The 21,075-nt window shown below is 69.7% G+C and carries 25 protein-coding genes; 18 read left to right on the plus strand and 7 right to left on the minus strand.

What is annotated here, in order from left to right:
• Window positions 1–145: 145 nt before the first annotated feature.
• The 3 genes from QSJ95_RS24605 to QSJ95_RS24615 all read left to right on the plus strand — a co-directional run bounded on the left by QSJ95_RS24605 (window position 146) and on the right by QSJ95_RS24615 (window position 1,368).
• Window positions 146–415 carry a hypothetical protein gene (locus QSJ95_RS24605; RefSeq protein ID WP_009622396.1) on the plus strand — a complete coding sequence of 90 codons (270 nt, stop codon included), beginning with the start codon at window positions 146–148 and terminating at the stop codon, window positions 413–415.
• A gap of 176 nt (window positions 416–591) precedes the next feature.
• Entirely contained in the window at window positions 592–1,155 is a 564-nt protein-coding gene (locus QSJ95_RS24610) for a GNAT family N-acetyltransferase (protein WP_009622394.1), read from the plus strand.
• A gap of 15 nt (window positions 1,156–1,170) precedes the next feature.
• Window positions 1,171–1,368 carry a hypothetical protein gene (locus QSJ95_RS24615; protein WP_009622391.1) on the plus strand — a complete coding sequence of 66 codons (198 nt, stop codon included), beginning with the start codon at window positions 1,171–1,173 and terminating at the stop codon, window positions 1,366–1,368.
• 79 nt (window positions 1,369–1,447) lie between these two features.
• Here the strand turns inward: QSJ95_RS24615 and QSJ95_RS24620 are convergent, their stop codons facing one another.
• Complete coding sequence (locus QSJ95_RS24620) at window positions 1,448–2,344, minus strand: universal stress protein (RefSeq protein WP_009622389.1); 897 nt, start codon at window positions 2,342–2,344, stop codon at window positions 1,448–1,450.
• Between the two features lie 106 nt (window positions 2,345–2,450).
• Entirely contained in the window at window positions 2,451–3,152 is a 702-nt protein-coding gene (locus tag QSJ95_RS24625; RefSeq protein WP_285645891.1) for a ferredoxin reductase domain-containing protein, read from the minus strand.
• A 205-nt stretch (window positions 3,153–3,357) separates the two neighbouring features.
• Between QSJ95_RS24625 and QSJ95_RS24630 the strand changes: the two genes are divergently transcribed.
• The 4 genes from QSJ95_RS24630 to QSJ95_RS24645 all read left to right on the plus strand — a co-directional run bounded on the left by QSJ95_RS24630 (window position 3,358) and on the right by QSJ95_RS24645 (window position 6,047).
• Window positions 3,358–3,900 carry an Hsp20/alpha crystallin family protein gene (locus QSJ95_RS24630; RefSeq protein ID WP_043271710.1) on the plus strand — a complete coding sequence of 181 codons (543 nt, stop codon included), beginning with the start codon at window positions 3,358–3,360 and terminating at the stop codon, window positions 3,898–3,900.
• Window positions 3,901–4,011: 111 nt separating this feature from the next.
• Window positions 4,012–4,752: a fumarate/nitrate reduction transcriptional regulator Fnr gene (fnr, locus tag QSJ95_RS24635; RefSeq protein WP_285645893.1), complete on the plus strand. Its 741-nt coding sequence runs from the start codon at window positions 4,012–4,014 to the stop codon at window positions 4,750–4,752.
• A 144-nt stretch (window positions 4,753–4,896) separates the two neighbouring features.
• The gene (locus QSJ95_RS24640) at window positions 4,897–5,361 is read left to right on the plus strand and encodes a CBS domain-containing protein (RefSeq protein ID WP_058071656.1); all 465 of its coding nucleotides are present in this window, start codon (window positions 4,897–4,899) and stop codon (window positions 5,359–5,361) included.
• A gap of 14 nt (window positions 5,362–5,375) precedes the next feature.
• Window positions 5,376–6,047: a phosphoribosyltransferase gene (locus tag QSJ95_RS24645; protein WP_285645895.1), complete on the plus strand. Its 672-nt coding sequence runs from the start codon at window positions 5,376–5,378 to the stop codon at window positions 6,045–6,047.
• A 2-nt stretch (window positions 6,048–6,049) separates the two neighbouring features.
• Here the strand turns inward: QSJ95_RS24645 and QSJ95_RS24650 are convergent, their stop codons facing one another.
• A complete protein-coding gene (locus QSJ95_RS24650; protein WP_009622377.1) occupies window positions 6,050–6,616 on the minus strand; it encodes a phosphoribosyltransferase family protein in 567 nt (188 codons plus the stop codon).
• A gap of 190 nt (window positions 6,617–6,806) precedes the next feature.
• Between QSJ95_RS24650 and QSJ95_RS24655 the strand changes: the two genes are divergently transcribed.
• The gene (locus tag QSJ95_RS24655; protein ID WP_285645898.1) at window positions 6,807–7,715 is read left to right on the plus strand and encodes a universal stress protein; all 909 of its coding nucleotides are present in this window, start codon (window positions 6,807–6,809) and stop codon (window positions 7,713–7,715) included.
• Here the strand turns inward: QSJ95_RS24655 and QSJ95_RS24660 are convergent.
• Entirely contained in the window at window positions 7,712–8,398 is a 687-nt protein-coding gene (locus QSJ95_RS24660; protein WP_285645900.1) for a type 1 glutamine amidotransferase domain-containing protein, read from the minus strand. The two genes, QSJ95_RS24655 and QSJ95_RS24660, sit on opposite strands and share 4 nt — an antisense overlap.
• A gap of 178 nt (window positions 8,399–8,576) precedes the next feature.
• On the opposite strand from QSJ95_RS24660, the gene QSJ95_RS24665 reads away from it, so the two are divergent.
• The 8 genes from QSJ95_RS24665 (at window position 8,577) to QSJ95_RS24700 (ending at window position 16,241) form a co-directional block, all read left to right on the plus strand.
• Window positions 8,577–8,894, plus strand: a complete 318-nt coding sequence (locus QSJ95_RS24665; protein WP_285645902.1) for a DUF2388 domain-containing protein — start codon at window positions 8,577–8,579, stop codon at window positions 8,892–8,894.
• 121 nt (window positions 8,895–9,015) lie between these two features.
• Window positions 9,016–9,531, plus strand: a complete 516-nt coding sequence (locus QSJ95_RS24670) for a sigma-70 family RNA polymerase sigma factor (RefSeq protein WP_064583078.1) — start codon at window positions 9,016–9,018, stop codon at window positions 9,529–9,531.
• Window positions 9,528–10,502 (plus strand): FecR domain-containing protein, encoded by a 975-nt coding sequence (locus QSJ95_RS24675; protein ID WP_285645904.1) that lies wholly within the window; start codon window positions 9,528–9,530, stop codon window positions 10,500–10,502. Before QSJ95_RS24670 ends, QSJ95_RS24675 begins: the two co-directional genes overlap by 4 nt.
• A 121-nt stretch (window positions 10,503–10,623) precedes the next feature.
• Window positions 10,624–13,068, plus strand: a complete 2,445-nt coding sequence (locus tag QSJ95_RS24680; protein ID WP_285645908.1) for a TonB-dependent siderophore receptor — start codon at window positions 10,624–10,626, stop codon at window positions 13,066–13,068.
• Window positions 13,069–13,669: 601 nt separating this feature from the next.
• Window positions 13,670–14,128 carry an HvfA family oxazolone/thioamide-modified RiPP metallophore gene (locus tag QSJ95_RS24685; protein ID WP_043271693.1) on the plus strand — a complete coding sequence of 153 codons (459 nt, stop codon included), beginning with the start codon at window positions 13,670–13,672 and terminating at the stop codon, window positions 14,126–14,128.
• 61 nt (window positions 14,129–14,189) lie between these two features.
• Window positions 14,190–15,035, plus strand: coding sequence for an HvfB family MNIO-type RiPP peptide maturase (locus QSJ95_RS24690; protein ID WP_061561867.1), 846 nt, complete (start codon window positions 14,190–14,192; stop codon window positions 15,033–15,035).
• Window positions 15,028–15,819 (plus strand): HvfC family RiPP maturation protein, encoded by a 792-nt coding sequence (locus QSJ95_RS24695; protein WP_285645912.1) that lies wholly within the window; start codon window positions 15,028–15,030, stop codon window positions 15,817–15,819. The genes QSJ95_RS24690 and QSJ95_RS24695 overlap by 8 nt, the downstream gene beginning before the upstream one ends.
• The gene (locus tag QSJ95_RS24700; protein WP_285645914.1) at window positions 15,816–16,241 is read left to right on the plus strand and encodes an organic hydroperoxide resistance protein; all 426 of its coding nucleotides are present in this window, start codon (window positions 15,816–15,818) and stop codon (window positions 16,239–16,241) included. The genes QSJ95_RS24695 and QSJ95_RS24700 overlap by 4 nt, the downstream gene beginning before the upstream one ends.
• Before the next feature lie 422 nt (window positions 16,242–16,663).
• Here QSJ95_RS24700 and QSJ95_RS24705 read toward each other — a convergent pair whose 3' ends face one another.
• The 3 genes from QSJ95_RS24705 to QSJ95_RS24715 all read right to left on the minus strand — a co-directional run bounded on the left by QSJ95_RS24705 (window position 16,664) and on the right by QSJ95_RS24715 (window position 19,300).
• Window positions 16,664–17,152 (minus strand): HvfX family Cu-binding RiPP maturation protein, encoded by a 489-nt coding sequence (locus QSJ95_RS24705; protein ID WP_285645916.1) that lies wholly within the window; start codon window positions 17,150–17,152, stop codon window positions 16,664–16,666.
• A 109-nt stretch (window positions 17,153–17,261) separates the two neighbouring features.
• Complete coding sequence (locus QSJ95_RS24710; protein ID WP_043314552.1) at window positions 17,262–18,554, minus strand: sensor histidine kinase; 1,293 nt, start codon at window positions 18,552–18,554, stop codon at window positions 17,262–17,264.
• Window positions 18,555–18,559: 5 nt separating this feature from the next.
• The gene (locus QSJ95_RS24715) at window positions 18,560–19,300 is read right to left on the minus strand and encodes a response regulator (protein ID WP_009622351.1); all 741 of its coding nucleotides are present in this window, start codon (window positions 19,298–19,300) and stop codon (window positions 18,560–18,562) included.
• A gap of 222 nt (window positions 19,301–19,522) precedes the next feature.
• Between QSJ95_RS24715 and QSJ95_RS24720 the strand changes: the two genes are divergently transcribed.
• Entirely contained in the window at window positions 19,523–19,777 is a 255-nt protein-coding gene (locus QSJ95_RS24720; RefSeq protein ID WP_009622349.1) for a DUF2790 domain-containing protein, read from the plus strand.
• Window positions 19,778–19,838: 61 nt separating this feature from the next.
• Entirely contained in the window at window positions 19,839–21,047 is a 1,209-nt protein-coding gene (locus QSJ95_RS24725) for a cytochrome c biogenesis protein DipZ (RefSeq protein ID WP_285645917.1), read from the plus strand.
• The last annotated feature ends 28 nt before the right edge of the window (window positions 21,048–21,075 follow it).

Here is a 21,075-nt window from a genome sequence, read left to right on the forward strand (position 1 = left end):
TTGTCCGGTATTCCTACCCTGGCACGGTCCGCCTCTCCCTTCCAGGAGGCGGCTCCCATATCCCATAGAGGAGCAAGACGGAACATGCATCGCCTTGTCGTTCAGTCCAAGCAACACCCCCGCAGCACCCGCCAGGAGGTCCGTCATGGCTGACCTCATCCCCCTCATTCCCCTCAGCCCGGCCACCGAGCCCCACGACGACGTGCTGTACGTCAACCCCAACGCCCCCGCCGACCACCTCCACGAAGCCGCCGTCCGCCGCCTGAGCGCGCTGGAAGACCTGCTGCACATGCTGGAGGACAGCGCCGACGAAATGCCCCTGACCCACCTCCAGGCCCGCATGGCTGCCGCGCTTGCGCCGCTGGCGGCGGAAGCACGGCAGCTGTACGAGCTGGCGCAGGTCAAGCGAGGGTAATGCCCCGGCCCCGGGCGCGCCGGGGCCATGACGGGGCGGCGCTGGCGGCGTACCGTTCGACCGCCGGCAGCGTCGTCCTCCCCGTGATTTGATCGTGGTCAAACTTCCGTTCGCCCCGCGGCGTACAAGTGACCCGGCGGTTCCTTCCCACGCCGGCGCCACGCCAGGAGGTTTCCATGCCCACCACCCAGCCTTCACAGCCCACCACCGAAGCCCCCGACGAGCATTGGGTCGAGGCCCTGCCCGACGGCAGCCATGTTCTGATCCGGCCGTTGCGCGCGGAAGACCGCCAGCGCGAGGCGGACTTCATCGCCCGGCTGTCGCCGGAGGCGCGGCATTTCCGCTTCCTGTGCAGCATGCGCGAGGTCAGCCCGGCGCTGCTCGACCAGTTGATGACGGTGGACTTCCACGACAGCGCCGCCTACATCGCCCTGGTGCACCAGGACGGCGAGCTGGTGGAGGTGGGCGTCAGCCGCTACGCCCGCGGCGCCGACGCCGGCCATTGCGAGTGCGCGGTGACGGTGGCCGATGACTGGCGGCACCGCGGCCTGGGGGTGGCCCTCATGCGCCACCTGATCGAAACCGCCCGGCGCAACGGCATGACGCAGATGTATTCGATCGATTCGGCAGCCAACGCGCCGATGCACGAGCTGGTGCGCTTCCTCGGCTTCAGCAGCCACCAGGACCCCGAAGACCCCACGCAGACCATCCATACCCTGCAGCTGCAACCGGCGACCTGAAGCGGGGAGGCTGCCATGCACATCCAACTGCTGTGCACCGGCGACGGGCGTTGCTACGTCCAGCTCGACCAGTTCCGCGTGCCTTTCCGCAACGCGGAGCAGGCCAACGCCTACCTCGAGCGCCTGCAGCAGCGCATCGCCGCGCCCCACGTGCTGGCCGAGGCGCAGCGCCGCGACGCCGACAAGCGTCAGGCCCAGCGCCGCGCGGGCTGAGCCTTCCACGGGCCGCGGTCACGGCCGGCGCGCCGTGGGCCTCCTGGCCGCCTACAAGGGGCGGCCGCTCACCGGCCGTTCAGGGGCGTATCGCCAGGATGCTGGAGTGCACCCGGTACAGCGCCTGCTCAGTGGTGCTGCCGACGATCTTCGCCAGCCCGGCGTGGTAGAGGGTGCCCATGACCACCACATCCATGCGGTAGTCGTCGACGAATTCGGCGATGACGCGGTTGGCCGCGCCCTTGATAAGGTGCAGGCACTTCTGCTCGATGCCGAAGCGCTCGCCCAGGCGCTGCATGCGCTCGGTGGCGCGGCCGCTCATCTGTTCCTGTATTTCGCTGGTCCAGGCCACCGGCCCCACGGCATAGGCGAGGAAGCTGCTGCTCAGGTCGTAGGCCTGCAGCAGGTGCAGCTCGGCGTCGCATTGCAGCGCGAGCTGCTGGGCCGATTCGACGATGCGCTCGTTCAGTTCGTCGACGCGGGTGTCGTCCTGGGACAGGTCCAGCGCCGCCACCACCTTGCGCGGCAGGGGATGCTCTGCGTGGCTGACCAGGTGCAGCGGCACCGCGCACTGGCGCAGCAGTTGCCAGTCCAGCGGCGTCATCAGTGCCCGGCTCACGGCCGTTTCGTAGTGGATGTCCTTGATCAGCAGGTCGAAGCCGCGTTCGCGCACCCGGTGCAGGACTTCCTGCAGCGGGTCGTCGCTCCACACCGCCTCGGCGCTGGCCTCGATGCCGCGCCCGCGCAGCAGCTCCACCTGGTCGTCGAGCCAGGCCTGGTGCCGCTCCTGGATGGTGTTGCGGGCGCGTTGCTGCAGGTCGTAGTCGAGGGTGTTCAGGGCTGGCGCCAGGCTGTCGATCATCAGCATGTGCAGGCTGGCACCGGCGGAGCCGGCCAGGGCCTGGGCGCGGGCCATGGCGGCGGAACAGTGCTGGTGGGTGTCGCAGATCAGGAGCAGGCGCGAGTAGGCGTTCATGGCGGTCTCCGCAGCGGCGCCCGCGCCACGGGCGGCGCGGGCTGGGTGGCTGTGAGCCTGGGCCGGGGCGCGTGCGGGCACTTTGATGCGCATCAAGAACGATGCATCAAGAACGATAGTGGAGAGCGGGCGGCAGGCGGTCGAAGCGGACCACCGGTCCTTCGCCCGGGGGCGGCGACAGCAGGCGCTCGTTACGCAGCCAGATGCTCGCCGCCGGCACCCCGCTGCGCAGGCACGCCTGGGCCGCGCTGCGGCCGAGAAAATCCGGGGTGGCGCAGAACACCACGTCGGGTGGCCGCTCCAGCAGTTGCCGGTGCAGGCGTTCCAGCAGGCAGGCGCCGTGGACCCTTTCGTCGAGCAGGCCCAGCGAGTGCAGCCAGCGCCGGCATTCCTCGGGCAGGCCCGCCAGGCTGGCAGCGTCGGCGATCAGGTCCAGGCGCAGCGCGGGCATCCAGCAGGCCAGTTCGTCGATCGCCGCCGCCACCGACAGCAGGCCGTTGCCGCTGGCCACCACCAGCAGCCGGCCGGCGCGCAGCGGCAGGGGCCAGCCGACGCCCAGGGGGCCGCGGTAGTCCAGCCAGCCGTCCGTGGCCGCGAACCGGCCGGGGTGGCTGGCGCTGACGATGAACGGCCCGTGGTGCTCCGGCAGGCTGATGTAGCTGCACGGCTGCAGGGCCCCGCCATGCACGCCCAGCAGGCAATACTGGCCGGGTATGACGGCGCTGCCCGCGTCGTCCTCCAGCAGCAGGCGCAGGCATTGCCCGGTGCCCGGCAGGCAAAGCACTTCCAGTAGCCGTACCCGTTCCATTGCGCGCCCCCTTGGCGAGGTCGACCAGACGCGTCGCTTCGGTCCAGGCTAGGCGCCGCGGGCCGGGCCGCCTTGACCGTCATCAAGTTCTGCGCCGCGGGGGCCGATGCCGGCGTTTTGACCGGGATCAAGGACAGCCGCCATGGCCGTCGCAGAATCGATTCGCCCCATTTCCGAGGCGGTTCATCCAGCGGAGGAATTCCCCATGTCCGACCCCGCAAAGCAAGTCCCCGTCACGCCGTCCCCCAGCCAACCGGCCAAGGCGCCAACCCCCGGCGCCAGCCCCTTCGATACGCTGCGACGGCAGATCGACAGCCTGTTCGACGACTTCGGCCGCACGCCGCTGCGCCTGCCCTTCGGCCACAGCGCCTTCGACGTGGAGCCGTTCTGGCGGCGCGAGCCGTTCAGCCGCGGCCTGCCCGCGGTGGACGTCAGCGAGCAGGCCGAGGAGTACCGCATCAGCGCCGAGCTGCCCGGCATGGATGAGAAGGACATCGAGGTGAAGCTGGCCAACGGCAACCTGGTCATCAAGGGCGAGAAGAAGGAAGAGAAGGACGAGAAGCGCAAGGAGTACCACCTGTCGGAACGCCACTACGGCAGCTTCGAGCGAGTGTTCCGGCTGCCCAAGGAAGTGGATGCGGAGAAGGTCCACGCGCAGTTCTCCAAGGGCGTGCTGCAAGTGCACCTGCCCAAGCGCGCCGAGGCGGTGCACCCGGAGAAGGTCATCCCGGTGAAGAACGGCGATTGATGCACTCGGGCGCGCCTGCTGGCGGCAGGCGCGCCCCTTCGTCGAGTGGCGTAGCGCGGCCAAGCGCAACGGCTATAGTGGGAAAATCCCCTTATTGCCGGAGGCGCCGCCATGTCCGACGCTTACCGCTCCCCGCCGCGCCCGCAGGTCAACTGCCAGGCGTGTTCGTTGAGCCGCCTGTGCCTGCCGGCGAGCCTCAGCGACGGCGAGGTCGAAGAGCTGGACCGCATCGTCCGGCGCAGCCGCCCCCTGCAGAAGGGCGAGTACCTGTTCCGCGCCGACGAGCCGATGCAGCACGTGTTCGCCGTGCGCTCCGGGGCGCTGAAGAGCTACCTGCTCGACGCCAACGGCGGCGAACAGGTGACCGGCTTCGTGCTGCCGGGCGAGATGCTGGGGCTGGACGCCATCGGCTCGCCGCGCTTCCCGGGCTATGCGGTGGCGCTGGAGGTTTCCATGGTGTGCAGCATCGGCCTGGAACAGCTGGAGGACCTGTCCGGGCGCATCCCCGGCCTGCGCCACCAACTGCTGCACATCCTCAGCCAGGGCATCCAGGGCGAGTACGCGCACATCCGTTGCAGCCGCGAGCGCGCCGAACAGCGCCTGGCCGGCTTCCTCCTCGGCCTGTCGGCCCGCTACCAGCAGCGCGGCCTGTCGCAGGACCGCTTCACCCTGCCGATGAGCCGCGGCGACATCGGCAACTACCTGGACCTCACCATGGAGACGGTCAGCCGGCTGTTCACCCGTTTCGTGCAGACCGGCCTGATCGACTGCCACGGCCGCGAGGTGCGCCTGCTCGACCGTCAGAACCTGTGTAGGCTGAGCGGCGTGGAGGCGCAGCCGGAGCGCCCGTGAGCCGCTGAGCGAGCCGTTCATCCGCTGGCCGCGGCGCGGGCGGCGGGCGCGCCGCCAATCTGATCGAGATCAAAGTCGGGCCGTGGCGTCGCGCCCATCGTGCAAGGCGAGCGAATGTCCGCTTGCCAGCACAGGAGACGAGCCATGGCCATCGGCGAATACTGCAACCGCGACGTCGTCATCGCGGCGCCTACCGTATCCATCCTGACCGCCGCCCGGTTGATGAGCGAATACCACGTCGGCGACCTGGTGCTCGCCGAGCAGGTGGAGCGCGAGCGCTACCGGCCCGTGGGCATCATCACCGACCGCGACATCGTGCTGGAGGTGGTCGCCAACAACGAGCCGGAGCCGGGCAGCATCCAGGCCGGCGACATCCAGCTGCGCAACCTGGTCACCGCCCAGGAAAGCGACGATGTGTTCGACGTCATCACCCGCATGCGCCAGGCCGGCATCCGGCGGATGCCGGTGGTCGACGAGCAGGGGCTGCTGGTGGGCATCGTCTCGGCGGACGACCTGCTCGGCGTGCTGGCCGACAACCTGCGCGACCTCTCGCGCCTGGTGGGCTTCCAGAACCTGCGCGAAGAGGGCGAGCGCGAAGCCGACTACTAGGCGAGGTGGCTGCCATGCATGACGTGACGCTTCCCTTCGTCGACCGCGCCGCTGCCGGCAAGGCCCTGGCGCGGTTGCTGCCGGCCTACCGGGGCCGCCCCGGGGCGATCGTGCTGGCCCTGCCGCGCGGCGGGGTGCCGGTCGGCTATGAGGTGGCCAGCGAACTGGGCGTGGAACTGGACCTGATGATCGTGCGCAAGCTCGGCGTGCCCTGGTACCCGGAGCTGGCCATGGGCGCCATCGCCAGCGGCGGCGTGCGGGTGCTGAATGACGACGTGCTGCGGATGCATGGCGTCGACGCGCACGCCCTGGAGACGGTGGAGCGCAGGGAAAGCGCCGAGCTGCACCGGCGCGAGCGCGCCTACCGTGGGCAGCGGCCCGTGCCGACGCTGGCTGGCCGCCAGGTGATACTGGTCGACGACGGCCTGGCCACCGGCGCCACCATGCTGGCCGCCGTGCGCGCGGTACGCCAGCAGGCGCCGGCGGCCATCGTCGTCGCCGTGCCGGTGGCGCCGGCGGAAGTGCTGGAAGAGCTGCGCCACGAGGTCGACGAGGTGGTCTGCCCGTTCACCCCGGAGCCGTTCAGCGCCATCGGCCGCTGGTACCTGGACTTCTCCCAGACCTCCGACGCCGAGGTGGTGGAACTGCTGCAACGGGCCTGGCGGCGGGAGGCGGGTGAGGCCTAGCCTCAGGTGCAGCGCCGGCCGTGGCGCAACACGTCGATGCGCAGCTCCGGCTCGTAGGGCGGCACGTTGCATTCGACGATGTCGTCCGGCGCCACCTGCAGGCGCAGCCCCACCACGTCGGCGTGCACCGGTTGGCGGCTCACGCAGCGGTCCACCAGTACGCCGGCCAGCACGTGCCGCGCCCCGAGCTGGGCCAGGTAGGCGCAGGCGCGCAGCAGCGAGTGGCCTTCGTAGAGCACGTCGTCCACCACCAGCAGCGTGGTGCGGCTGAGGTCCATGCCGGCCAGTTGCGGGTTCTCCGTCAGTTCCGTCTCGGGGTGCAGCAGGCTCAGGTCGTCGGCGTAGCGCTTCACCTTCAGGGCGTGGACGGGCAGGGGCGGGTGCCCGCATTGCACCAGGTGTTCCTGCAGCCGGTGCGCCAGGGGCTCGCCACGCCGGACTATGCCGACCAGCGCGCTTTCGCCTGGGGGCAGCAGCGGGGCGGCCTTTTGCGCCATGGCCTGGAGCACGGCATCCAACTCCCGGGCGTCGTACAGGGTCAGGCGTTGCGGAGCGTTCGGGGTCGCCATGGTGGGCCTCCAGGTCGTTGCCGGGCATGGCTTTCACCATCGCGCGTCGGGCGAGGGGCGAATTTGATCCAACGCAAATCCGGCGCAGGCCAGGGGGCTGAAACTCGTCCGTAGTTCCCCCATCGAGCCCGATGCGGGCCCCTGCCTTCCGGCGCGCTGGCGGCGTGGCCGGATACCCACGAGGTGCGCTATGAGCCAGCCACGCAAGCTCCTGTTCCTGACCCACCCCGAGCAGCACGACTCCCCCGGCCTGCAGCGCGCGCTCGCCCTGGCATCGGCCTGCAATGCGGCCTTGCATGTGCTCGTCTACGTGGGGCCCTTCGCGACCTTCCTGCTGGACCGCAAGGTCATGGAGCAGGCCCGGGAAAGCCTGGTGCAGGCGCAGCGTAAAACCTGGGAAGGCGAATGCGCGGCCCTGCGCGGGCGGGGGCTGGAGGTCACGGCCTCGGTAGTGGCGGCGGACAACCTGCGCGAGGAGATGCTCCAGGACATCCGCGAACTGCAGCCGGACATGGTGATCAAGGACGTGCGGCATGAACCGGCGCTCAAGCGTTCCTTCGTCACCCCGCTGGACTGGCACCTGCTGCGGGAGTGCCCGGCGCCCCTGCTGCTGGTTAACGACATCCGCCAGCCGATGCCGCGCAAGATAGTCGCCGCGGTGGACCCGTCCGACCCGCAGACCCAGCTCAGCGACATCAACGACAGGATCATCGCGGCCGCCAACGGCCTGGCCCTGCAATGCGACGCGGAGCTGCACCTGCTGTTCGTCTACGACTGCATGCCGGCCTACATGGCCAATGGCGGCGAGGGCGGCGTGGCCTGGGTCGACCTGGTCGAGGAGATGCGCGGCGCGCTGCACAGGCCCTTCGTCGCCCTGGCGGACAAATACGGCGTGCCCGAGGAGCGCCGCCACTTCCTGATGGGCACGGCGGTGCGCGGCATCGCCAACTTCGTCCAGCAGAACGCCATCGACGTGACCGTGATGGGCCGCATCCACCGCAGGGCCGTGGACAGGCTGATCGGCAGCACCACCGAGCACCTGATCGAGCATGTGCAGGGCAGCGTGCTGGCGCTGCAGCCGGGCGAGCAGGGCGCCTAGCGCAGCAGTTCGGCCACCCGCAGCGCCGTGACCTTCGCCGACTGCGGGTTCTGGCCGGTCACCAGGCGGCCATCCACCACCACCTTGGGCACGAACGGCAGCAGGGCCTTCTCGTAGCGCGCGCCGCGCCGTTTCATTTGCTCTTCGGCGTTGTAGGGCATCTTCTTCGCGACGCCGGCGAGGATTTCCTCGCGCCAGGAGAAGCCGGTGAGTCTGCGCCCCGCCACCAGCAGGCTGCCGTCCGACAGCGTTGTGTTCAGCAGGCCGCAGTAGCCGTGGCAGACCGACGCGACTATGCCCCCGCGTTCGTAGATGGCGCGGGTGAGGCGCTGCAGGCCGGCGTCGTCCGGGAAGTCCCACATCACCGCGTGCCCGCCGGTGAAGTAGATGGCATCGAAGTCCGCCGGGTCGATGTCCCCGGGCTTGGCGGTGTTGGCGAGCAGCGCCCGGTGGGCGTCGTCGGCCAGCCAGGCCTTGGCCGAGGCATCCCGGTTCGGCCATTTGAGCGAGCGCGGCTCCAGCGGCGTGACGCCGCCCTTGGGGCTGACGATCCGCTGCACATAGCCCCTGTCGGCGAACACGTCGTAGGCGTGGGTCAGCTCCGACAGCCACAGGCCGGTGGGGTCGGTTGGGTCGGCATAGTGCGCGACGTTGCTGACGACGTGGAGAATGCGCTTGCTCATTTGCCCTTCCTTCCCGGTGGTTGACCTTGCCGGCCTGTATCGGCGGCGTGGGGGAACTCTAAGCTTGAATATAACTTTAAGGTCAAGGGGCCTGGGGATGGGAGATGAAGGGGCTGATCTGGCCACCAGCGCCAGGGCAGGGTAAAAGAGCGGGTTCATTGCCGCAGGATGCCATGCCTTGAAACGCGCAAGCCCATTGCTGATCGCCACGCTCCTGGCCGCCGCCGGCCAGGCGGGGGCCATGGACGGGAAAGGCAACTCGTCCGACCACTTCACCGTCGCCACCAGCCTGGGCAGCGCGGCGCTCAGCGAGTCCACCAGCCAGCCGCTGCGGACCTACCGGGCCGCCCGCGACGATGCCCTGGCGTACATCGCCTCCGACGGGCGCATCCATGGCGCGCAGCTGGAACAGGCGCTGCGCTTCTACCGGCAGGCGCATCCGCAGTCCGACCTGAGCGACATGCAGCTGGCCCGGGCTATCGCCAGCCTAGGCTGAGCCCTGCTCGCCGGGGCCTGGGGTCGGCGAGGTCCGCATTGTGGAAATGCACGGCATTGAAATAAAATGAGACGCTTTCTCATTTTCACTCTTTTGGCGTTCCCGCCAAGGATGCCCGCGCATGTTTTCCGCTTCGTCCCACGCTTCGCCGGCCGTCGCGCTGGAGCGCCTGTATGGCGACCACCACGGCTGGCTGTTCGGCTGGCTGCGCCAGCGCCTGGGCAATGCCCCGGACGCGGCGGACATCGCCCATGACACCTACCTGCGCATCCTCAGCTCCGGGCGCACGCCGCCGCTGGCGGACTCGCGGCGCTACCTGGTGCAGGTGGCCAAGGGCCTGGTCATCGACCTGTGGCGCCGCCAGGACGTGGAGCGGGCCTACCGCGAGGCCATCGCGCACCTGCCCGAGGCGCAGGTGCCGGCGCCGGAAACCCACTGGCTGATCGTCGAGTCGCTGCTGCGCATCGACGCGATGCTCGACGGCCTGCCGAGCCAGACGCGCGAGGTGTTCCTGCTAGCGCAGTTCCACGAGCTCACCCTGCAGCAGATCGCCGAGCGCACCGGCATGGCGCTGATCACCGTGCGCCGGCACATCCACAAGGCGCTGGTGGCCTGCATGACGGCCTGCGAGCCATGAGCCGCGGAGAGGCCCGCGCCGCGCCGGCGGCCAGGCTGCTGGAAGAGGCCGCCGAGTGGGTCATGACGCTGCGCTTCGACGCCCCCGGCGAGGCGCAGTGGCAGGCCTTCGAGCGCTGGCGCGGGCAGAGCGACGCGCACCGCGAGGCCTGGGCGCGCGCCGAGCGGGTATTCGGCACCTTCGACGCGGTGCCCACGGAGCTGGGCCGCCAGGCGCTGCATGGCCTGGAAGGGCTCAAGGGCCTGAGCCGCCGCCGCGCGCTGCGCCTGCTGAGCGCGCTGCTGATGGCCGCGCCGGCGGGCTGGCTGGTGGCGCGCAGCGCCCCCTGGGACAGCTGGATGGCCGACGCCAGCACCGCCACCGGCGAGCGCAAGGCGCTGACGCTGGCCGATGGCAGCCGGGTGGTGCTCAACACCGTGTCGGCGCTGGATGTTCACTTCGACGCCACGGCGCGCCGCCTGCGCCTGCGCACCGGCGAGGTGCTGGTGACCACCCATGCCGACCCGGTGGCGCCGCGCCGGCCGTTCCTGGTCGACGCGCAGCAGGGCGTGGTCGAGGCGCTGGGCACGCGCTTCAGCGTTCGTCAGTTGGGCGAGCAGTGCCAGGTGGCGGTGTTCGCGCACCAGGTGGAGATTCGCCCGCGCGCCGGTGCTGCGGTGCGCCTTTCCGCCGGCCAGCAGGCCTGGTTCGACGCGCGCGGTGTGTTGCGCAGCGCCCCGGTGGACGACAGCGCCGCGCTCTGGGAGCAGGGCATGCTGGTGGCCCGCGACCAGCCGCTGGCGGAGGTGCTGGCGGAGCTGGCGCGCTACCGCCACGGCCTGCTGCGCTGCGACCCCGAGGTGGCCGAGCTGCGCGTTTCCGGCGCGCTGTCGGTGGCGGACACGGACCAGGCGCTGAACGCCCTGGAACTGACGCTGCCGGTGCGGGTGTCGCGCCTGAGCCGCTACTGGGTGACGGTTTCGGCCCGCTAGCGAAAAAATTTCGCGCCCCCCTGAGCACTTTTTCCATCTCGTCCGGGATAGAGGGTGAACACGCCTCATGGGGAGGGGTGGGCAGCCCGCGCGAGGCGCGGCTTGAAGGATGGCAAAGCACATGGCTTCGAAGCACCGACGGCATTCCGGCACTCGTCGATTCACCCACCTGGCCCTGGCGGCGGCGATCCATGGCGTGGCCCTGGGCTGCGCCGGGCTGGCCCTGGCCCCATCCGTGGCCATGGCCGCCGAGGCCGCGCGCGACTATGCCATCGGCGCCGGCGCCTTGAGCGACGTGCTGGCCCGCTTCGCCGCCAGTGCCGGGGTGCAGTTGGTGTTCGACCCGGCCAGGCTGGCCGGGCGCAACAGCCCGGGCCTGAAGGGCCGCTACACGGTCGAGCAGGGCTTCCAGCAGCTGCTGCGCGGCAGCGGCCTGCAACTGGTGCAGCGCGGCGCGGGCATCTACGCCCTGCAGGACGCCGGCAGCGCCCTGCAGATGCCGGCCGAAACCGTGGTCGGCAAGGGCGGCGATACCCTGGCCATGTCCGCGACCGTGATCCAGGCGAACGCCAACGGCGCCGGCACCCCCACCGGCTACCAGCAACTGAGCGACAGCAGCACCACGCGCCTGGGCCTGACGCCGCGGGAAACGCCCCAGGGCGTCACCACGCTGTCGCGCCAGCAGCTGGACGACTTCAACATGAACAGCGTGAAGGACGCGCTGCGCAGCGCGCCCTCGGTGACGGTGGAGCAGTACGAGACCGACCGCACCAACTTCACCTCGCGCGGCTTCGACATCAACAACTTCGAGTACGACGGCATCGGCTCGCCGTTCAGCGCCGGCCTGCTCAGCGGCGACCTGGACCTGGCCGAGTACGAGCAGGTGGACATCCTGCACGGCGCCAACGGCCTGATGAGCGGCACCGGCAACCCCTCGGCCACCGTCAACTTCATCCGCAAGCGCCCGACCTACACACCGCAGGCGCAGGTGAAGCTGTCGGTGGGCTCCTGGGGCACCCGGCGCATCGACCTCGACGCCTCCGGCCCGCTGACCGACTCGGGCAAGGTGCGCGGCCGCTTCATCTACGCCAACGAGACCGGCAATTCCTACCTGGACCGCTACTCCCACGAGAAGAACGTGCTCAGCGGCATGCTGGCCTTCGACCTCTCCGAGGCGGACACCCTGACGGTCGGCTTCTCCGACAACAAGAGCAACTCCAACGGCAGCAGCTGGGGCGCGCTGCCGCTGACCGACCAGGCCGGCAACCTGATCCACTACAGCCGCCGCGGCGCCAACATCGGCCAGGACTGGACCTACTGGGACGTGCACACCCAGCGCGCCTTCGTCGAGCTGGCCCACGACTTCGGCGGCGGCTGGAAGGGCAAGCTCAACGTCACCGGCGTGGACCAGAGCCAGCAGGCGGACATGTACTACCTGATGGCCAACGACGCCGACACGCCCTGGCTGGCCGACCCCAGCCACAGCCATTCCGGCGAGAAGCAACTGCTGGGCGAGGCCCAGTTGAGCGGCCCGTTCAGCCTCGGCGGGCGCCAGCACGAGCTGACCCTGGGCGTGGACTACGGTCGTTCGCGGCACAGCGACCGCGGCTACTACAACAACGAAGACGAGTTCATGGACGCCGACCTGGGCCAGACCCTGAGCGGCGCGGTGCCCAGGCCGAGCCTGACCTACACCAACGACACCATCGAGATGGCGCGCTTCACCGACCGGCAGAAGAGCGTCTACGCCGGCACGCGGCTGAACCTCACCGACCAGCTGCACTGGATCCTCGGCGCGCGCATGCTCAGCGTCGACAGCGACGGCACCGACTACGGCAGCGCCCGCGACGTGCGCATCCACGGCGAGGTGACGCCGTACACCGGCGTGGTCTACGACCTCGACGAGCAGTATTCGCTGTACACCAGCTACACCAAGATCTTCAACCCGCAGTATGTGATGGACGCCCAGGGCAAGGTGCTCGAGCCGCTGGAGGGCAAGAGCTACGAGGCCGGCATCAAGGGCAGCCTGCTCGACGACCAGTTGAGCGTGTCGGCCGCGCTGTTCAAGACCGACCAGCGCAACGTCGCCGAGGCCACCGACCAGAGCCTGCCCGGCGGCGAGACCATCTACAACGGCGAGGACTTCAAGAGCCGCGGCGCGGAGCTGGAAGCCAGCGGCCAGCTGGCCCCCGGCCTGCAACTGCAGGGTGGCTACACCTACGTGCACATCGAGGACCCGGACGGCCACAAGGCGCGCCAGTACGTGCCCAGCCACAGCCTGCGCAGCAGCCTGACCTACCAGTTGCCCGGCCTGCCCCAGGCCAAGGTCGGCACCCGGGTGAGCTGGCAGAGCGCGATCCAGCTCGACGACGACAGCCGTGTGCGGCAGAACGCCTATGCGCTGGTGGATTTGATGGGGAGCTATGACATCGACAAGCACTGGAGTGCGTCGTTGAACCTGAACAACCTGACCAATCGCAAGTATCTGATGAGCTTGTATAGCGGTGGGTCCGGTTTCTATGGGCCGTCGCGCAATGTGACGGCTTCGGTGAGTTACAACTTCTGAGGTTGGGGTTTTGTGGGGGGAGGGGCTGCCCGTGCCACCGGGGCGTCCGGCGTGGCCTACGGCCCGTGTTTCCCTGGAACCGTAGGAGCAACTGTCTTGCCGACTGCACCGAGGCGCTTTTCGTAGGATGGGTTGAGCCTTGGCGAAACCCATGCTGCCGCGGCGATGGGTATCGCTTCGCTCAACACCATCCTACGTGGCGTCATATTCGCCGGCCACGCCGGACATCCCGGTGGCACGGCCAACGGCGGATAACCGCGAGCGGTTATTCGCCCTACGAACCTCCCGGCTGACGCCGTGTTATCCACCCACGCCGAACGGCCCCCTCTCCCTCCGGGAGAGGGCTGGGGTGAGGGGCTCTTGACCCCCCACATCGCCAGCCACCCCCAAGCCGCTGTATCCCAATGTATCCAACCCACCCCTCCGCAAGGCACGCATACAAACCCAACCCCCCTCCGATACGCCACCGATACATGGCGCGGGCCAAATGGCCACACCCGGACGCGACACCCGGCGGGCTCGGAAAGCCAGCCCCTCGCGCATCCCGGTCCGACCAAGCCCCAGACCCGCGCCCCAAGCGCCCAGCATCGGAGAAACACCCATGTCCCGTAACCCGATCCAGACCAAGACCCGCATCGGCCTGCTCGCCATCGCCCTGGTGGGCGGCGCCAACCTGGCCACCTCGGCCTTCGCCGTCGAGGCGCTGCCGCAGGGCTACCAACTCGCCGCCGCCGACAAGGCCGGGGAGGGCAAGTGTGGCGAAGGCAAGTGCGGCGCCAGCAAGGCCAAGGTCACCCAGGCTGAAGGCAAGTGCGGGGAGGGCAAGTGCGGCGACGCTTCCTTCACGCGCACCGACAGCGACCACGACGGCAAGGTCTCGCGCGACGAGTTCCTGGCCGTGGCCAGGGACCGCGCCGGCGACTTCGACGGGATCGACGCCGACCACGACGGCTTCATCTCCGAAGCCGAGGCCTACCAGCACCTGAAGAACGTCTTCGAATCCAACGGCAAGCCAATGCCGGCCGGGCTGTTCGCCAGGTTCCAGGGCGACCGCCACTAAGCCGGACGCGCCACCCAGCCCTCCCTGCCGGGAGGGCGTTCCCCCTCCGCGGAGCCTTGCCATGAATGCCCATTCCCTATTGCGCGGGGCTGGCCTCGGCCTGCGTCGCTCGCTGCTGCCCGAGCTGCTGGCGGTGCCCGCCACCGCCGTGGACTTCCTCGAATGCGCGCCGGACAACTGGATCGGCGTCGGCGGTGCCTACGGCGACGGCCTGGCGCAGCTCGCCGAACGCTTCCCGCTGGCCTGCCACGGCCTGTCGCTGTCCCTCGGCGGCCCCGGACCGCTGGACCTGGAGCTGCTGCGGCGCACCCGGCAGTTTCTCGACCGCCACCGCGTCGGCCTGTTCAGCGAGCACCTGAGCTACTGCGCCGACGACGGCCAGCTCTACGACCTGCTGCCGCTGCCCTTCACCGACGAGGCGGTGCGCCACGTCGCCGAGCGCATCCGCCAGGTCCAGGACGTGCTGGGGCGGCGCATCGCGGTGGAGAACATTTCCTACTACGCCGCGCCCTACCAGGCGCTGAGCGAGATCGAGTTCCTGCGGGCCGTGCTGGCGGAAGCCGACTGCGACCTGCTGCTGGACGTCAACAACCTGGTGGTCAACGCCTGCAACCACGGCTACGACGCCGCCGCCTTCCTTGCCCAGGTGCCCGCCGAGCGGGTGGCCTGCATCCATGTGGCGGGGCACTACGACGAGGCGCCGGACCTGAAGATCGACACCCACGGCGCCAGCGTGCAACAGCCGGTGTGGAACCTGCTGGCGCAGGCCTATGCCCACTGCGGCCTGGTGCCGACGCTGCTGGAGCGTGACTTCAACCTCCCGCCGCTGGCCGAGCTGCTGGCGGAAGTGGAGCACATCCGCACCCTGCAAGGCGCCGCCGCACCGCGGGAGGTACGCCATGGCTGACACCCTGCGCGAGCAGCAACTGCAACTGGCCCGGTACATCCGCGACCCGCAGCGCAACGCGCCACCGCCGGGCATCGAGGCGCGGCGCCTGGCGGTGTACCGCCAGCTGTTCCTGGGCAACGTGCAGTCGCTGCTGGCCGGCAGCTTCCCGGTGCTGCGCGCCAGCCTGGCCGAGGCCCACTGGCAGGCGCTGACGGAAGCCTTCTATGCCGACTACCGCTGCCAGACGCCGCTGTTCACCGAGTTGGCCGGCGAGTTCGTCGCCTTCCTCGAACAGGGCGGGATAGACGCGCCAGCCTGGGCTGCCGAGCTGGCGCACTACGAATGGGTGGAGACCGCACTGTTGCTCAGCGACAGCCAGGAGCCGGCCCACGATCCCCAGGGCAACCTGCTGCACGGCGTGCCGCTGCTGTCGTCCCTGGCCTGGCCGCTGACCTACGCCTGGCCGGTGAGCGAACTGGGCCCCGGCCACCTGCCCGAGCAGCCGCCGGAGCAGCCGACCCTGCTGCTGGCCCGTCGCGGCGACGACCGGCAGGTGTATTTCGCCCGCCTGGCGCCGCTGGCCCACGCGCTGCTGGAGTCGCTGCGCGACCGCCAATTGAGCGGTCGCGAGCACTTGCAGGCGCTGGCCGAAGCCATCGGCGCCGACCCCGAACCCGTCCTGCAGCAGGGCCTGGCCCTGCTGCTCAGCCTTCACGCACAAGGCGTGGTGCTCGGCACGCGCAACCTGTGCGCCACCCACCGCCGACAGCCTTCCCCAGCCCCCAAGGAGACACCGCGATGACCGACATCCTGGACAGCATCCTCTACACCGCCCACACCCGCACCACCGGAGGCCGAGACGGCCGCGGCAGCTCCAGCGACGGCGAGCTGGACGTGCGCCTGAGCCCACCCGGCTCCGGCCGCCCCGGCAGCAACCCCGAGCAGCTGTTCGGCGTGGGCTGGTCCGCCTGCTTCATCGGCGCCCTGCGCCGCGCCGGGCAGAAACTGGAGATCCGCCTGCCGGCCGACGTGGCGGTGGCCGCCGACGTGACCCTGGGCACCACCGACAACGGCAGCGGCTTCGCCCTGGCGGCCAGGCTGACGGTGGAACTGCCGGGGCTGGCCGCCGGGGACAAGGCGAAGCTGGTGGAGACGGCGCACCAGATCTGCCCGTATTCCCGGGCTACCCGGGGGAATATCGAGGTGACTTTCGAGGTTCCGTGATGGGGTGAGGTGATGATTGGAAAGCCCGCGTGCCTGGTCAGGTGCGCGGGCTTTTTCGTTTTGGGGAGGCGAGGGCTTGGAGATTGCTGGTGAAGGGTGTTTACCGTTGGCGAGGGCTTTTCGGATCGCCTCCGTTCCCTCACCCCAGCCCTCTCCCAGGGGGAGAGGGGGCCGTCCTGAGTGGCCGGAGGATTCGGAGTCATCCTGATACGTCGCGGTTCGCGAGCAAGCTCACTCCTACGCCTTCTGGAAGCCCGCAGGGCAGCGGTAAAAGGACAGCGCCGAGCTTCCAAAGCGCACGGGACAGCCCCCTCTACCTTCAGGGAGAGGGTTGGGGAGAGGGCGTTCTTAAACCCAGCACCAACGACACCAGGAAAAAAAGAACCCGCCATGCGGCGGGTTCGTCAGTGCTGTGCGGCAGCCTACGCAAACCGCCGCCCCAACCACGCATCCAGGCTCAACCGCCCGGCCCCCTTGAGCAGCAGCGGCAGCAGCGCCACCAGGTAGATCAGCGGCAGCTTGTAGTTGCCGTAGCCGTTATCGCTGATCGAGTAGCCCATGGCCAGTTCGCCCAGGCTGGACCAGTGCGCCGGCCAGTGCACGGCGGCGATGGCTACCAGCGTCAGCACCATCAGCACCGCCGAGGCGAAGCGGGTGCCCAGGCCCAGCAGCAGGAGCGCCGGGGCTATCAGTTCGGCCCACAGGGAGATTTGCCAGTCCAGGCTCGCCGGCAGGCGGTCGAAGGGAAAGGGGAAGGCGTCGTGGATTTGTGCGAACCAGTTTTCGCCGTTCCACTTCTCCAGGCCGGATTCGAGGAATTCCCAGGCCAGGAACAGCCGCAGGGGGATGTCGGCGCCCCAGGCGCCGAGGCGGTCGAGGGGGCGCAGGGTGGTGGCGAGGGTGCTTTGCATGGCGGTGTCTCCTTGGGCCGGTTGGTCGGCGGGTGGAGCCATGCTGGCAAGGCGGCTTGTCCCGGATGTGTCCCGCCGGGGGCCGCCTTGTATCGGCTTGTACGCTCGCTCAGGCCGGGAGCGGCAGTTCCAGTTGCGCGCACAGGCCGCCTCCGTCGCGGTTGGCCAGGGTCAGGCGGCCGCCCAGGGCCTGGCTCAGCTGGTGGGCGATGGCCAGGCCCAGGCCGGTGCCGCCGGTGCTGCGGTTGCGCGAGCTTTCCACGCGGTAGAAGGGTTTGAGGACTTCTTCCAGTTCTTCCTCGGCGATGCCCGGGCCGCGGTCGAGCACGCGGATACACAGCTTGCCGTCCTCGCGGTCCACTTCCAGCTGCGCGGCGCCGGAGAATTTCACGGCGTTGTCCAGCAGGTTGCCCAGCACCCGGCGCAGGGCGTGGGGGCGGGTTTCCAGGGGCACGCCGGCGCGGCCTTGCAGGCTGACCTGCTGGCCGGCGTCCTGGTAGTCGAGCACCAGGCTGTCGAGGAAGGCGTCGAGGTCGACGCGGCGCTGCGCCTCGCTGGCGCCGTCCATGCTGCGGGCGTAGGCCACGCCTTCGCGGACCAGGTGCTGCATTTCTTCCAGGTCGCTCCACAGGCGCTCGCTTTCCGGCGACGGCTCCATCTGCTCGACGCGTAGTTTCATGCGCGTGATGGGCGTCTGCAGGTCGTGGGAGATGGCCGCCAGCAACTGCATGCGCTCCTTCAGGTAGTCGCCGATGCGGCCTTGCAGGGCGTTGAAGGCGCGGGCGGCGTAGGCCACTTCGTTGGGGCCGTTCTCGTCCAGCGGCGCGGCCGGGGTGTCCGGGTCGAGATGGTCGACGGCCTGGGCCAGGCGCGTCAGCGGGCGGATCGCGGTGCGCACCGCCAGCCAGGTGCAGACCAGCAGCACGGCCAGCTGCAGCATCAGCACCACCGGCAGCCAGCGCGCCACCGCCGCCACCCCGCGCGGGGTGACGTCTATGGTCAGCGGCCTGCCGTCGGCCAGGCGCAGGTGCGCCTGGAAGTGCGCGGCCGGGCCGGGGAGGGTTTCGAAGCGCAGGGCGTAGCGCGAGCCGATGGCGCTCTCGATGCTGCTTGCGGCCATGGGCGCCCGGGCCATGTCCATGGCCTGGCCGGGTTCGCCTTCGTCCAGGCGGTAGCGGTAGTTGGGGCGGTCGACCATGGGCAGCCACTGCTCGCGCTCGTTCGCCGGCAAGCGGTCGAGCAGGGCCACGGCGGTGCTCACGTCGCTTTCCAGGTTGCCGAGCATCATGCTCCGCGCGCTGACGTAGCGTTCGTAGAACTGCGAGCTGAAGGACAGGCCGTAGGCCAGCACCAGCCCGGTGAGGAAGATCAGCGCCAGGCGCGCTGCCAGGGTGCGGGGCATGGCGGTCACTCGGCGGGTTCGATGAGCTGCACCGGCAGCGAGAAGACGTAGCCTTCGTTGCGTACCGTCTTGATGCAGTCCGGCTCGCGGGCGTCGTCGCGCAGGCGCTGGCGCAGGCGGCTGACCAGCAGGTCGATGGAGCGGTCGAAGACGTCCGCCTCGCGGCCCTGGGTCAGGTTCAGCAGTTGCTCGCGGCTGAGCACCCGCTGCGGGTGGTCGAGGAACACCCGCAGCAGGCGGTACTCGGCGCCGCTCAGGGCGACCAGGGTGCCTTCGGCGTCCAGCAGGTGGCGCGCGCTGGTGTCCAGGCGCCAGGGGCCGAAGCCGATCAGCCGGCTGCTCTCGGTGATCGACAGGTTCGGCGGCAGCATGCGCGTGCGCCGCAGCACGGCGTTGATCCGCGCCAGCAGCTCGCGGGCGGAGAAGGGCTTGGTCAGGTAGTCGTCGGCGCCCATTTCCAGGCCGATGATGCGGTCGGTTTCGTCGTTGCGCGCGGTGAGCATCAGCACCGGGGTGGCCTTGTGCTTGCCCACGCGCAGCTCGCGGCACAGCTTCAGGCCGTCGTCGCCGGGCATCATGATGTCCAGCACTATCAGGTCCACCGCGTTGGCTTCGAGGAAGGCGCGCATCTGCCGGCCGTCCGCGGCCAGGCTGACGCGCAGGCCGCTCTTCTTCAGGTAGTTGCCGACCAGCTCGCGGATCTCGCGGTCGTCGTCGACGATCAGGACGTGATCGACATGTTCCATGGTGGTTCCCCAATCGGTGCGTTCGTTGGGGCAAGTGTATAGAGCAAGGCGGCGCATTCCCGCCAGGGTTTGTATACCAGTGTATCTATTCGCCGCGCCGATACCTGGGGCGGCATTCGCGGGCGGCGGCGGACACAGGCGGGATACCCGCGGCGGGTGAAATGGGCACCAAGCGGAAGGCACAAGGCCTCCGCGCCACGAACCCACACTGAGGACACCGCCATGAAAACCCTGACCCTTGCCGCCGCCCTGTTCGCCTTCGCCGCGCCCCTGGCCAGCTTCGCCGCCAGCGCCCCCGCGCCGGTGGAGCAATACCACTACGGTCAGCAGCTGGACGTGAAGAAGGTCCTGGCCCTGCACGAAGACCCCGGCAGCTGCCAGGTGGTGCAGGCGCGCATGGACTACCTGGACTCCAACGGCCAGCCCCACAGCCTGGCCTACCAGAAGTTCTCCAGCGACTGCAACGAAGGCGGTTGATGCACGCCGCCCCGGCCAGGGATGGCCCTGCCGCTCCAGCCCCCTTCAAAAGGAGATTCCCATGCTGATCGTCGCCTTTCTCGGCGGGGTGCTGACCCTGCTCAGCCCCTGCATCCTTCCCGTATTGCCGTTGTTGCTGCAGCGCGCCGGCGGCCCGGCCTGGTCGCCGCTGCTGACCCTGGCGGGCCTGGCCAGCGGCTTCGCCGTGCTGGCCAGCCTGGCGGCGGTGTCCAGCGCCTGGGTGGTGGAGGCCAGCGAGGTCGGCCGCTACCTGGCCCTGGGGCTGCTCGGGCTGTCCGCCCTGGCCTTGCTGTCGCCACGCTTCGGCACCTGGATTTCGCGGCCCTGGGCCTGGTTGGGCGACCGCCTGCACGGCCAGGCCCGCGGCCTGCCGCCGGCGCTTTCCGCCTGGCTGCTGGGCTTCGCCGCCGGCCTGCTGTGGGCGCCCTGCGCCGGGCCCATACTCGGGCTGATCCTCTCCGGCGCCATGCTCCAGGGGCCCAATGCGTCCACCAGCCTGCTGCTGTTCGCCTATGGGCTGGGCAGCGCCGTCGCCCTGGGCGCCGCGCTGTTCCTCGGTCGCGGCCTGTACCAGCGCCTGCGCCCGTCGCTGGGTGCGCTGGAGTGGCTGCGTCGCGGGGCAGGGGCCCTGGCCCTGCTGGCGGTGGTGGTCATCGGCAGCGGCGCCAGCGCGCAACTGCTGGGTTCCGGCGCCTCGCGCACCCTGGCCGTGCTGGAGCACAAAGTTCTGGATGGTGTGCCCAAGCTGCTCGACAAGCTGATGCCCAGCGCCAATGCCGCCGACCAGTTGGCCGACCTGGGCGCCATGCCCAGCCTGGACGGCGCCGTGCAGTGGCTCAACAGCGCGCCGCTGACCAGCGAAGCGCTGCGCGGCAAGGTGGTGCTGGTGGACTTCTGGACCTACGACTGCATCAACTGCCAGCATACGCTGCCGTATGTCAACCAGTGGGCGAAGCGGTATGCCGACCAGGGCCTGGTGGTGATCGGCGTGCACACCCCGGAGTATCCCTACGAACGCATCCCGGCGAACGTGGCGAAGGCCGTGGCGCGCAACGACATCCACTACCCGGTGGCGCTGGACAACCAGTACCGCATCTGGAACGCCTTCGCCAACCAGTACTGGCCGGCGCACTACTTCATCGATGCCAGGGGCCACGTGCGCTACCAGCACGTGGGCGAAGGCGACTACCAGGGGCAGGAGGCGATCATCCGCCAACTCCTCAAGGAGCGCGGGCAGCCGGCGGGCTGAACAGCGGCGGGGCGGTCATGGGGCCGCC

It is taken from the genome of Pseudomonas sp. NBRC 100443, from assembly GCF_030268185.1.
GTDB lineage: Bacteria > Pseudomonadota > Gammaproteobacteria > Pseudomonadales > Pseudomonadaceae > Pseudomonas > Pseudomonas citronellolis.